This window comes from Sphaerisporangium siamense (assembly GCF_014205275.1).
Classification (GTDB): Bacteria; Actinomycetota; Actinomycetes; order Streptosporangiales; family Streptosporangiaceae; genus Sphaerisporangium; species Sphaerisporangium siamense.
Map to the genome: position 1 here is coordinate 5,341,687 of NZ_JACHND010000001.1, position 12,412 is coordinate 5,354,098.

A 12,412-nucleotide genomic window follows, 5' to 3' on the forward strand; every position below is an offset into this window, starting at 1 on the left:
GCGGCGGGCACTGCTGGGTCAGCACAGGGGCCGGAGCGGCGGCGGGTACCGCCCGGTCAGCGGAGGCGGTCGGTGAGGCGGCGGGCGGCGCGGGCGAGGCGTGCGCTCCAGCCGTCCGCCCGTGGCGGCGGTTCCCGTACGGCCTGGGGGCGCGCCGCCACCTCGGTGGACGGGGCCGGCAGCACCTGGCGGCGGGTGACGTCGTCGGCCGCCGCGTGCGTGAGGCCGAGGCGGCGCGCCCTGCGGGAGAACCGCAGGCCGGCGACCGCGGTGACCGGCCCGGCGGACGCGGCGGCCGAGGCCCACAGCACCGCGGCCTCCTCGGGCGGCCACAGTTCCACGCCGCCGCCCGTCCGCAGCGGCACCGGCGCGGGCCCGGCGGCCGTCCCGTCCCACGGCGGCGGCGCGGCCGGGGCCGGGTGGGTGCGCGGGGTCTCGTGGGCGGGCAGCGTCCAGTCCAGGCCGACCCAGCGCGCGTACTCCGGACCCGCCCACGCGCGGTACCGTGCGCGCAGCTCCCCGAGCGGAGGCGGCGCGGACCGGTCCCGGGCCTCCTGCAGCCAGCCGACGAAGCAGTACAGCGGCCGTCCGCCGTCGGTGTCCATGCCCGCGCCGAGCTCCGCGGCCTGGCAGGCCACGCCCACCAGCCGGGGGCCGCCCCGGTGGGCGATGAGGAAGCGCGGGCCGAGGTCCAGGTCCTGCCCGCGGTCGACGACCGCGCGCACCGCCTCCCGCACCCAGCCGAGCCCGTCCGGCCCCGCGGGCCCGGCCCGCCACCAGTGGTCGTGGTGCAGCGTCCGGCCGTACACCACCGGCGCCCACTCTCCCGCGCTCACCTCAGCCGACCCCCACCCCTGCACCGCGCCGGGCCGTCACGGCGCCCCGCTCACAGGTCGTCGCTTTCCACGCGGGCGCCGTCGCGGAAGACCGGCAGTTCCTTGATCTCCTCGCGGAGTGTGGCGCCCCAATGATCGGTCATTCTCCGCCTCCCGTCGGCGACCCACCAGGCCTCTTCCACCTGGGCCCGCTCCGATTCCAGGCCCCGTAGCTCCGCGCGGCGCAGCAGCCGCCCCAGCCGTTCCCCGTTCACCCGGTCGAGCTCGGCGGTGAGATGCCGGTGCCGCGCGCCCAGGGACCCCAGCTCGGCGTCCAGCAGCCGCCGCTCCTCGCGCAGCCGGTGGAACATGGTGAACATGACCGGCTTGTGGAGCCAGAAGGGCCGCACCGTCGCCGGATCCACCCGGCCCCGCGTGGGCGCGCCGAACCCGCCGACCGTCACCGGGCACAGCGCGGCGGTCATCCCCGGCTGGCGCATCACCGGCAGCAGGCCGAGGATCGTCTCCAGCGCCCGGTCCAGCCGCTGGGTGATCGTCAGGTGCTGGGGCAGCTCGGCCAGCAGCCGGTCCGCCTTGGTGAGCAGCACGACGACCGACAGGGCGGGCCGCGCGGGCTCCCGTTCCAGCAGGGCGGAGCGCACCAGCGCGGTCATCCTGCGCGTCTCCAGCGCCTGCGGCGACGCGCCGAGCCGGCTCCCGTCCAGCACCAGGTAGACGCTGTCGGTCGCGGCCAGGCGCTGGACGAGCCGGCGCGCGTCCGGCGACTCGATGAAGCCGTTCGCCTCGCCGAGCGGGGTGGTCATCGCCCCGCCTCGGAAGTCGGTCCAGTCCAGGCGCAGCAGCGGGTCCTTGCCGTGCAGGAACGTGAAGCGGTACTCGAAGGGCTCCTCGGGGGTGGGCGGCGGCAGCACCCCCTCGGCGCACAGCCGGTCCCAGGCGCGGCCGAGCTCGAAGTCCTTGTCCTGATCCTTCTCCAGCAGCGCGTACGCGCGCTCGCCGAGCGACATCGTCGCGTACATGCCGAGCAGGAACGTCGTCTTGCCGGACATGGGGGCGCCCAGCATGGTCACGACGATGGGCCGAATCCAGTCCACGGCTCGTCCTCCGTTGTCCGGTGTTCCCGGTCCCATGCCAGGCCGGTGAGGGCGGGCGCCACCTGCGCGGGCAGGGGCGCCGCCGCCGCGAGGCACCACAGCAGGCAGTCCTGCGGGCGGTTGACGTCTCCCTCTCCCAGCCGCACGGCCACCGCGGGCGTCCCGGTCCGCGCGGCCAGCGACCACAGCGCGTGGAACGGCGCGGGGACCTCGCCGGGCGCGGCGGCCCCGGTCAGCGCGACCAGCAGTGCGAACGGCCCGGCGGCCGGGGCGAGCAGGCGGCGCCGGACCAGCACCGCCAGCGGGCGCACCCGGCTCTCGGCGTAGGCGGCGCCGCGCGTCAGGTCGGCGGCGTCCACCAGCGCGATCACGGCCCGGGCCGCGAGGACGTCGGCCAGCAGCGCGGGCGCGGTGCCCGCGGCGCCGGTGCCGGTCAGCGCGCCGCCCGGGTGGTCGTGCCAGCTCATCCGCGTCGCCCGCCCGTCCGCGGGCCTGAGCCGGAAGCGGTAGGCGTGCCCGCGGACGGTCGGCGCGGGCGCGCGCCCCCGGGCCAGGCGCCGTTCGGCCCGCCGCAGCCGCAGGTGGTCGCGGTACCCGGCCCGCAGGCCGAGCGGGGTGATCCGGCGCAGCGCCGCGTACGCGCCGGCGAGGAAGGCGGTCTTGCCCGCGCCCGGGTGCCCGATCACCACGATGCGCGTCGGCGTCATTCGCGCCCGTAGATCACGCGGCCCGGCAGCCTGTCCTCGCCCACCCGCAGCCAGGTGCGCAGGCAGGCGAGGATCTCGCCGCTGCGCGGGTCCCCGGCCCGGTAGGCGATGTCCCGGTTGCCGGTGTACCCCTGCAGGTCGGCGTACGGCCTGATCTCCAGGACCTTCACCTCGGCGTCCACGCCCGTGGCCCTGGCCCGCAGGACGTGCTCCTCCAGCAGCCGCCGCGACCGGTCGGCCACGCCGCCCCACCAGCTCGCCGGGTGGGCGGGCGGCCGGTGGACGATCGAGCAGAGCGCCTCGTCCACCAGGCGGTGCGCGCGCAGCGCGGCCGGGGTCCCCGGCTCGGCGCCGGCCAGCGCGCCGAGCCGCCGGTGCAGCTCGGTGCGGTAGGCGTTCCAGGTGCGCGGGTCGTCCAGCGGGTGCAGCCCGGAGGTGCGCAGTCCTTCCAGCGCGTGGCAGGTCGTGGGGTCGACCTGGGCGATCCGCACGACCTGGGTGGCCAGCACCGCGAGCCCGTCGTCGCCGTCCGGGCCGAGGGCCTCGGCGACGTCGGGGTCACGCGGCCCCCCGGGCGCCTCCCTGATGCCCGGGGTCGCGAGGGCGGGGGCGGGCTCCACCAGGACGCGCGGCACGGCGCCGGGCAGCTCCAGCCACGTGGCCGGCCCCGCGCCGTTGAGACGCTCGTCGCGGATCGCGCGCGCCCGGTCCCGCCACTCGTCGGCCACCGCCGGGTCCAGCCGCAGGCAGGCCGTCCACAGCGCCCGCCAGGTGTCGACGTCGGCGTGCTTGACCACGCTGGACCGGCCCAGATACGCGGCCACGCGCGGGTCGGCCATGAACGCGTGCGCCAGCTCGGCGAGCGGCCCGGAACCCCGGTCGTGCGGCTCCGCGGGCGCGACGGACAGGGCGATGGACGGCGCCATGGAGTGGGCGGCGGACGGTATGGCGGGCGCGCCCGCGAGCAGGGCGGCCAGCTCGTCGGCCAGCGCGGCGCAGGCGGCGCGCGCCGGGTCGCCGGGCCCGGCCGCCCCCGCCCCGGACGCCAGCGCGGCCTGCGTCCCGGTCAGCACGGCCCTGGCCAGGGCCGTCAGCGGCGAGTCGGGCCCGTCCAGCACCGCGCGCAGACGCTCCTCCAGCCCTCCGCCCATCAGTGCACACCCGCGAACGGGTCGTACGCCTCGCGGTAGTCCAGGTCGCCGGAGAACATGTGGGCGCGGAACACCGTCCCGGGGACACGCTCCACCTCCCGCAGCCCGGAGGCGGCGCGGAACGGCGGGTCGCCCCGGTGTACGCGCAGGTCGCCGCGCTCGTCCAGGCTCACCGTGAACCGCGGCGCGACCCCGGGCACGTCCCGGCCCGTCACCTGGGACGGCGACACGGTCGCCACCAGCGTGTCCGCGCCCGCGTCGTTCGTCCCCGCGCCGTTCGTCCCCGCGCCGTGCGGGCGCAGGTAGAAGCGCCAGCCGTACGGCGCGGGGGGCGGCAGCTCGGCGAACGCGCCGCGGAACGTCTCGGCGTCCTCGCCGGACTCGATGACGAACGTGGCCGTCAACAGCGCGTCGGGGTCGCTCAGGTCGAACACGGCCTCGCCGACGCCGTCGGTCATGCTGCCCGGGATGCCGGGGTTGACGACGATCGAGGCGGGCGTGCCGAGGTGCCGCTCGTCCGGCGGCGCGTCCAAGACGCCGTGCCGGTCGTCCGGCGGCGCGTCCAAGACGCCGTGCCGGTCGTCCGGCGGCGCGTCCAGGACGCCGTGCCGGTCGCGGCCGACCGCGTAGTGCGGCGCGAGGCCCCGGCACAGCAGCACGTGCATGTCCATGTCGGTGTCGGCCTCCACCATGGCCCGCATCTCGGTGCGCCACACCTCCTCGTCGTAGGCGAACCCGGGCTCGGGGTTGGCCTGCAGGTAGTCGGCGACGCGGAAGAACGTCCAGTACACCGGCTCGCTCGTGCTCTTCTGCCGGTACACCTGGAAGCTCTCGGTCAGGCCGATCCACCGGTCGTTCCTGATGATGAGCTGGCCGTCACCGCCGATCAGGGGCAGGCGGTCGCCGGAGGAGAACAGGGGAGTGGTGCCCGCGCTGCCCGACCCGGTCTGGCCGCCGGCGGTGAAGGTGCCGCGCAGGAAGAAGAACAGGTTCTCCACGTCGACCTGCAGCCACACCGCGCCGCGCCGCAGGTGGTCCTGCACCTCCTTGGGGTCGGGGTGGACCTCCTGGCGCAGGCTCTCGGCCCAGCACGACCCGATCGAGGCGGCGTGCTTGGCGTACTCGTCCTCGATCCAGACGCTGCTCGGATCCCAGTCGATCTGCCCGCGCTCGTCCGGCCGCCGCTCGGAGAACGCGGTGATCAGCTCCTCCCTGACCAGGTTCATCCGCGAGCTGCGGCCGGTGAAGATGACCCGGTCCAGCGCGGCGCCCTCCCGTTCGCTGAGCTGGCCGCGCACCAGGTCGGCGGCCAGGCGCATGATGTCGGCGAGCACGGGCCTGATCAGCCCCGCGAAGTCCTCGTGGCCCAGTTCCTCGCCCGGCCCGCCGGGGTCGCCGGCGTACCCGAGCGCGCTCATGATCTGGTCCACCTCCTCCTGGGGGAGGGCGAAGGACTTCTCCGCGCCCAGCGTGATCTTCGCCCGCTCGGCCAGGTCCCACAGCAGGTCGAACACCTGGCGGGCCTGCTCGGCCGTCGCGCCGTCCTTGTCCTTCCACTGGGTCGGCACCAGGAGCTGGACGTTCTCGCGGGCCGTCTCGCGCGTGCCCGGCTTCGGGCTGAGGATCGCCGCCAGCAGCGACCCCGGCACGTACTGGCCGGCGGAGTCCTTGAAACGGTCGTCGAAGACGGCGATGACCTTGCGCGGGTCCTGCCCGCGCGGGCCGTCCTGGGCGGGGGTCCTGATGATCCGCTCGGCGATCACGGCCTTCAGCCAGTTGAACACCAGCAGGGTGAGGTAGTCGCCGCCGCGCTGCGTCTCGCCCGTCGTGCCGAGCAGCCACGGGGTCAGCCGGTAGTAGCGCCCGTAGTGCGGGTCGCCGTCGGCGCCCGCCGCCGGGGTGCGGTCGGCCAGTTCCAGCCGCAGCAGCGCGATGTCGGTGGTGCCGCCGCCGATGTCGACGATCAGCACGTGCTGCTCCCACTCGGCGCGGTTGGCGTTCTCCCGGGGCGGCACCACCGGCCTGCTGCGCGCCGCGAACGCCTCCACGCTGAGGTCGAAGACGCCGCCGAACTCGCGCATCAGGAAGAACATGGCCGCGCCGATGGCCTCGTCGAACCGGGTGATGACCCGGCCGACGCCGTCGGCCTCCACCATCTTCTGCAGCGCCTGCCGCACCCGGGGCGGTGACATGGTCGGGTAGGTGACCAGGACGTTGTTCACCTCGCCGGGCGCGAAGCCCTCGCTGTTGCGCCGCCTGGCCAGGTACTGGTCGGTGCGCGCGAGCAGGTCGCTCAGCACGCCCCGGATCAGGTCCTCGACCGCGAACTCGCCGTCGGGCCCCGTGCGCGCGTCGGGGCGGCCGAGCCGCTGCTTGAGCCCGCGGTGCTCGCGCCGGGCGTCCTCGCCCGCCTCGTCGCCCTCCGACGGCGGCAGCATGGACACGGTGAGCGGCCGCCTGCGCACGACGTAGGCGGCGCTGCGCAGCTCGGTGGCGCGCGTGGAGGGGTCCAGCTCGACGCGGAACAGGCGCAGGCTGTCCAGGGGCGGCTCGCGGAAGGCGGCGTCGTACGCCTCGCTCAGCCGCGTCGTCACCAGGCGGCGCAGCGGCGGCGAGCACAGGGGCCGCGAGCGTTCCAGCTCCAGGATCAGCCGGTCGCCGATGGTGGAGTCGGTGTCGGAGCGCAGCAGCGCGACCAGCCGTTCCGCCGACGGCGGGCCCGAGCCGTCCGACCTCAGCAGTCGTTCGGCGAGGTTCTGCACGAAACGGTTCCACTCCGCGCTGAGCGCCGTGTTCCCGCGGCCGGGGTCGTCGCGCAGCAGCGACGACAGCTCGCCGAGCAGGCGGCGCTGCTGCTGGGGGGAGAAGAGCATCCAGTCCCTGCGGCCGATGTCGTACAGGGTGGCGGTCGAGCTGGAGGTGCCGAAGTCCACCGCGACCAGCCCCGGGTGCGGCTGGGTGACCCGGCGCGAGCGCGTCGCCTCCTCCTCCGCTTTCTCCCCGGGGTCCGTGGCGGGGTCGGCGGCGGGCGGCTCGGGGGCCGGCACTTCATGCGCGCGGGTGTCCCCGTCGCGCGGCGGCGGCTGCTCGGCGCGAGGACGCGGCCGGGTGAACGGCTGCGTGACCGGCTCGGGCTCCCAGCCCGGCTCCGGCTCGGGTCTGCGGTGCTGCTGCCGCGGCTGCGGCGAGGTGTAGTCGCGGGCGAACTCGTTCCAGTCCGCCCAGGGGTTCGACGGCCGCTCCGCGTCCGGTCGCTCCTCACGCATGCGTGCCTCCCGCGTCCTCACCGGTCTCGCGTGCCGAGATGATCTCCGACAGTTTGTCGGGCCAGACGAGCCGCGACCCGATCTCGGCCAGCCTCCTGTCCAGCACCCGGCAGGCGCGGGTCTGCAGCGCCGCCAGGTGCTGCCCGACGTGCCCGGAGGCCGCCTCGCCGAGCTCGCGGCGCAGCCGGAACACCTGGATCATGTCGCAGTACTCGCGCTTGCCGCGCCGGGGCGAGCCCGGATGCCAGGCCAGCGACCGCGTCGGGTCGAACGGGAAGGAGTCGTCCAGCTCCTGCTCCGCGGGCGGGCTCACCGAAGCCAGCCGGCCTTCCACCCGCTTGACCAGGGCCTTCTCGCCGAGCAGCCAGTCCAGGGCCTGGAACAGCGCCAGGACGTACTGCGCGGCCGGGTCGCGCAGCGCCTCCTGGGCGGCGGCCTCGCGTAGCCGCTGGTCCACCACTTCCTCCACCACGAGCCGCTGCTCGGCGAAGGCGCGGCGCCGGCCGCCCACCCAGTCGGCCACCGCCCGCGTCAGCCGGTCGTTGACGCTGCCGTACAGCGAGCGGCAGGTCTCCTGGTACGGGGCCAGGAAGTCGCGCACGTTCACCGGGGCCGTGGGCAGCGGCACCAGCGGCTCGTCGTCCTCGTCGTCGAGGTCGTCCCAGTCGTCGTCGCCGGGCCCCGCGTGCGGCCCGCCGGGGACGTCCCTGACGACGATCATGCCGTTGTCGACCGAGCCGAGCAGCACCAGCCACAGCGGCCACTCCGCGACGCCGTTCGCCGCGTCCTGCCGGATGCGGTCGTACAGCGACGGGGCCCCGTCCTGCCGGTGGCGCGGGTCGCCGAGCGTGCCCCACAGTTCGGCGCGCATGTCGCTGACGTGGCTGGACAGCGCGGCGACCGCGGCGCGCAGCCGGGCGGCGGTCTCGCGCTCGGTGACCTCCAGCGGGCCGAGCCCGGCCTGGACGCTCGCCAGCTCGGCCTCGTGCTCGGCGAGCGCGGCGACGTCCCGGGCGACCTGACGGACGTGCAGGTCGAGGCCGCGGCCGCGCGCGTGGGCGAACAGCTTCTCCCTCAGCCGGGCGATGCCGCCGTCCTCGGTGAACGCCCGCAGCGCCGCGCCGATCTCCCCGGGCGGGAAGCCGATCCTGGCCCAGCCGTCGGCCTTCTCGCGGGCCTCGTCGACCTCCTTGCGCCGCGACAGCTTGGCGGTGACGTCCCTCGCCCACTGCTCGGTCGGCGCGGCGTCGGCGGCCCTGGCCAGGTGGACCAGCGAGGAGATCACCACGATGCGGTCGTCCCTGCCCGCGGGCAGCAGCTCGCGGGCCGCGGTGAAGATGCCGCGGATGTCGCCCGCCGCGTCGAAGAGCTGCGCCTCGGTCGGCGGCGAGGGCAGCAGGGAAGTGCGCTCGTCCTCTGACAGCAGCAGCCAGGGCAGGCCGGGGACGGCGTCGAACTTGCCGACGGACGCGAACAGGCAGTCCTCGAAGTCCTCCGGCAGCCGGCCGGTGTGGTAGATCAGGTTGCTGAGCGTCAGCCGCTCGGCGGTGCGGGCGCGGTCGGCGCTGAACATCACCATCGCGACCGTGACGTCGCCGATCTCCAGGCCGGTCAGGAACTCGTGCCGGGCCCAGTCCTCGCCGCCGCCCCGCCCCGGCACGTCGACGAACTCGACCTCGGCGCCGTGCAGTTCGGCCAGGTTCCAGGTGGTGACCGGGACCGACACCTCCAGAACCAGGCGGCGCACCATCGCGCGGCGCACCCCGAGCCCGGACGGCGCGTCCTGCGGGCCGTCCCTGCCCTCCGCCTGGGTGAGCAGCTCCATCAGGCCGTTGGGGTCCAGGTCCTCGGCGGTGCCGGGCGTGACCGCCTCCAGGGCGTCGCGCAGTTTGTCGATCTCGGCCAGCAGCAGGGAGAGGGAGCTGTGCGGGCGGGCGGCGGCCTGGTCGCGGACGAAGTCCCGCAGGGCGGGCAGCGCGCGCGGCTCGCGGGGGAGCGTGCGCAGCCGCGCGGACTCCTCCTTCGGCACGTTGGCCTGGTCGGCGGCCTCGGCCGCGTGGTCGAGCAGCCGGGCGACGTACCCGGCCAGCTCGGCGTCGCCGAGGTACTCGGCCCGGCCGCCGGTGATCCGGGCCGTGTCGCCGTCGCTCTGGGTCAGCCGCAGCACGGCGACGTTGGCCGTGGTGGCCTGGTTGTGGACGGGCAGCAGCAGGGGGTTGCCGAGGAGCGTGCCGAGCAGGAGGGACTTTCCCACCGAGAACCCGCCGAACAGCCCGATTCTTACTTTCTTCTCGGCGTTCTCGATGACCTTGGCGGCCAGCTTCTCCGCCGCGAGCCGGAGCGCGTCCAGTTCCGGGTGCGCCGGGACCTGCTGCAGCCGCAGCAGCGCATCTTTGGCCTGAAGCGCCAGGTCGGGAAGGTCTCCGCCGCGATTCTCAGGCATGGGTCATCGGCCCCTCCCGGGTGTCCGGCACGGTACAACGGTCACAAAACCCCCAAACAATCCGCCATCCGGACAGGTCAGTGATTTCACGCGTCCTGCGCGGTGGAAATCCCGCCCTTGCCCTCCGATGGTAGATCGTCGGGAAAGTTGGAACGTTTCAGATGCTATGCGGATTGATCGCATCCTGGTGGGCCGTCGGCGGAGAAACGGGCGGCCGACGCGTGGTGTCCGTGGCGGGATGGCGGGAGGCGGACGCCAGGGGAGGAGTCAGCGGGGGAGGTGGACGACGACGTGCTTGCCGCCCCCGGGCGCCGGCTCGACCGAGTGCCGGCCCCCCGCCTCCTCGGCCAGCAGCATGACCATGCGCAGCCCCCGGCCGCCGTCGTCGTCGCGCGGGGACGCCAGAGCGCGGGGCAGGCGCGGATGGGTGTCGTGGACGGCCACGGTGACCCAGTGCCGGTCGGCGGCGAGCATCACGGTCGCGGACGGCGACTCCGCCGCGGCGTGCTCGGCCACGTTCGTCACCAGCTCCGTCACGATCAGACCCGCCGTGAAGACGATCTCGTCGTCCACGCCCCACGCGGCCAGCGTCCCGCGTGCCCGGTGCCGGGCGAGAGGCACCTGGTCGATCGCCGAGACCACGGAGAAGACCTCGCTCACACGCTCCCCGGAATGCATATCGCTCCCTTCCCGTCCCTTCTCGCCGCCGCGCCTTTCGCGCGCGAGGCGGCAGCCAGGGTCCGGGCGGGAAGCGCCGCCGGAAAATGTCGGAGGGTCATCGTATGCTCGCTGAGAGTTAGGACGATCTGGCATCGCCCGTTACCTGCGGCCCGGCCGTACGGTGACGCGCGTCGCCGGAATCCATCCGATTACCGGAGTCCGCCGTATTTCGGAAATCGGATGGATTCATCGGGTTTGTGAGGGTTCGTCGAATTGGTGATACGTGGAAAGGAGCGGGCTCATGGGCGAGCGGATGTGCCCGGGGTGCCGGAAGACCCTGTTGAGCCGTTACAGCGGCGATCCGATCTGTGCTCCCTGTGCGCGGTCGAGCCGTGGAGCCCTGCCGGCCGCACCCGTGTGGCTGTGGGATTCCGCCGAGATCCGCGAAGCCCTGGCGTCCGCCGACCTTCCCGCCTTCCTGTTGCGCGTCCGCTCCGCCATGGGCCTCAGCCAGCTCGAACTGGCCAGCCTCGTCGGCTGGTCCCAGAGCACGGTCAACCGCGTCGAGAACGGCGAGCGCAACACCCTGTACGACATCCGAGAACTCCTCCGCTTCGCCGACGCCATCGACATGCCGCGTCACGCCTTGGCGCCTTTGTTCACGGGCGACGAGGGGGCGATCTTGGCTTTGCCGGGAACGAATGATGATGTGGAGATCGACCGACGACATTTCACCGGCATGCTCGCGGGAACGCTGGCGGCGGGTGCGGGATGGGGCTCGGCAGCCGTTCCCTCCAGAGTCGACACGGCTCATGTCAAGCACCTCGAATCCGCGATGGCACGACTGGGGGCCGAGGATCAGCGAGTGGGGGGCGCCCTGGTGCTCCCCTCGGCGCTCCGTCTCCTCGCGAGGGCGCGCCGCATGCTGGACGAAGCCTCCTACAGTGAGGAGGTCGGCCGCCGGTTGCTGTCGCTTGCCGGAACTCTGAGCGTGGACGCGGGCTGGTACGCCTACGACTCCGGCGACCAGCGGTTGGCCCGCCACCTGTACGGCGAGGCGCTCATCTGCGCCGATCACGCTGGAGACCAAGAGGTCCGCGTGCATGCCGCGTCGTTGCTCGCCATGCAATACGTGCGTCTCGCGCAAGAGGGTCCGGGACGCGCGCGTGAGGCCCTGCGCTTCGCCGCCATGGCGAAGGAGGCGGCGCGACACTGGGCCTCTCCGCGCACGTACGCATTGCTCGCGCTCCGCGAGACGTCCGCGCACGCCGTTCTCGGCGATCGAACCGCATGGCGCAAGTCCATCTCGACCGCGTGGCGGGAGTTCGAACGGGGACCCTGCGAAGATGATCTGACGTGGACGGGCTTCGTCAGCGAGGGGGAGATGTTCAGCTTCGAGGCCCGTTCCGCCATGGCGTTGGGCAGGCCCGCCGCAGCGGTGGACCTGTACCAGCGCGCGATCGCCGCCCGGAAGGCAGAGCACGCCGCGCAGGCGGACGAGCGACGCAACCGGTCGTACGGTCGTGCCTGCCTGGCCGACGCGCTCCTCGCCTCCGGTGCGCGCTCAGAGGCCCTCGCCGAAGGGTTGGCGCTTCTGCCGGATATCGGTGGGTCCCGGCGCACCCTTCAGGAACTCACCGGGCTTCGCGAGGCCGCCGACGAATCATCGGAGTTCGCCTATCGGTATGACCGGCTCCTGGCCGCCTGAACCCGAAGATACGAATCGCGGCGGGCGGGTCCTTGGAGAGCGGCTCAGCCGGAGCCGTAGACGGTCAGGGATCCGGTGGCCGAGCGGGTGACGCTGGCCGTCGTGGCGGTGACCACGAACACGTACGTGCCCGCCGGCATGGTGTACGCGGTCATGAGCGTGAGCGTGGCCCCGTAGGGGAGGGGATCGAGCGTCGCGGCGGTGAAGCTGGGGAGCCCCTTGACCGCCAAGGTGAAGGGGGAGAGGGTGGTGCCGGACGCCGGGACGAGGGCGATGGCGTACTGCGCGCTCGCCCCGGCCGTGACGATCCGGCCGGCCGGCTGAATGCTGATGGAGAAGTCGTCGGCGGCCACGACGGCGGCGACGTTGCGGACCTCCAGGGAAACCTGCCCGGCCGGTGCCCCGGCGGGGGTGAAGGTGGCGCCCAGAAGCGTGAGCAACAGCCCCCCGAGCACGCCGAATCGGACGGCATTCCTCAGTGTGTTCGCGAGCATGCGATTCTCCGATCAACCGGATGGGAAACGCGAAATCAGCGCGCGGCCGACTC

9 protein-coding genes are annotated in these 12,412 nt (G+C 74.1%); 1 reads left to right on the plus strand and 8 read right to left on the minus strand.

Annotation, left to right across the window (positions count from 1 at the left end; translation table 11 throughout):
- Window positions 1-56: 56 nt before the first annotated feature.
- The 7 genes from BJ982_RS24540 to BJ982_RS24570 all read right to left on the minus strand — a co-directional run bounded on the left by BJ982_RS24540 (window position 57) and on the right by BJ982_RS24570 (window position 10,157).
- Window positions 57-836 (minus strand): hypothetical protein, encoded by a 780-nt coding sequence (locus BJ982_RS24540; RefSeq protein ID WP_184883779.1) that lies wholly within the window; start codon window positions 834-836, stop codon window positions 57-59.
- A 50-nt stretch (window positions 837-886) separates the two neighbouring features.
- The gene (locus BJ982_RS24545; protein WP_184883781.1) at window positions 887-1,930 is read right to left on the minus strand and encodes a TRAFAC clade GTPase domain-containing protein; all 1,044 of its coding nucleotides are present in this window, start codon (window positions 1,928-1,930) and stop codon (window positions 887-889) included.
- A complete protein-coding gene (locus BJ982_RS24550) occupies window positions 1,903-2,637 on the minus strand; it encodes a TRAFAC clade GTPase domain-containing protein (RefSeq protein ID WP_184883783.1) in 735 nt (244 codons plus the stop codon). The genes BJ982_RS24545 and BJ982_RS24550 overlap by 28 nt, the downstream gene beginning before the upstream one ends.
- Entirely contained in the window at window positions 2,634-3,788 is a 1,155-nt protein-coding gene (locus BJ982_RS24555; RefSeq protein WP_184883785.1) for a hypothetical protein, read from the minus strand. The genes BJ982_RS24550 and BJ982_RS24555 overlap by 4 nt, the downstream gene beginning before the upstream one ends.
- On the minus strand, window positions 3,788-7,054 hold the full coding sequence (locus tag BJ982_RS24560) for an acetate and sugar kinases/Hsc70/actin family protein (RefSeq protein ID WP_184883787.1): 3,267 nt from the start codon (window positions 7,052-7,054) through the stop codon (window positions 3,788-3,790). Before BJ982_RS24560 ends, BJ982_RS24555 begins: the two co-directional genes overlap by 1 nt.
- Window positions 7,047-9,497 carry a P-loop NTPase family protein gene (locus BJ982_RS24565; RefSeq protein WP_184883789.1) on the minus strand — a complete coding sequence of 817 codons (2,451 nt, stop codon included), beginning with the start codon at window positions 9,495-9,497 and terminating at the stop codon, window positions 7,047-7,049. Before BJ982_RS24565 ends, BJ982_RS24560 begins: the two co-directional genes overlap by 8 nt.
- 267 nt (window positions 9,498-9,764) lie before the next feature.
- Window positions 9,765-10,157 carry an ATP-binding protein gene (locus BJ982_RS24570; RefSeq protein WP_184883790.1) on the minus strand — a complete coding sequence of 131 codons (393 nt, stop codon included), beginning with the start codon at window positions 10,155-10,157 and terminating at the stop codon, window positions 9,765-9,767.
- Between the two features lie 301 nt (window positions 10,158-10,458).
- Between BJ982_RS24570 and BJ982_RS24575 the strand changes: the two genes are divergently transcribed.
- On the plus strand, window positions 10,459-11,865 hold the full coding sequence (locus BJ982_RS24575) for a helix-turn-helix domain-containing protein (RefSeq protein WP_184883792.1): 1,407 nt from the start codon (window positions 10,459-10,461) through the stop codon (window positions 11,863-11,865).
- Between the two features lie 44 nt (window positions 11,866-11,909).
- Here BJ982_RS24575 and BJ982_RS24580 read toward each other — a convergent pair whose 3' ends face one another.
- On the minus strand, window positions 11,910-12,359 hold the full coding sequence (locus BJ982_RS24580) for a hypothetical protein (RefSeq protein WP_184883794.1): 450 nt from the start codon (window positions 12,357-12,359) through the stop codon (window positions 11,910-11,912).
- Between the last annotated feature and the right edge of the window lie 53 nt (window positions 12,360-12,412).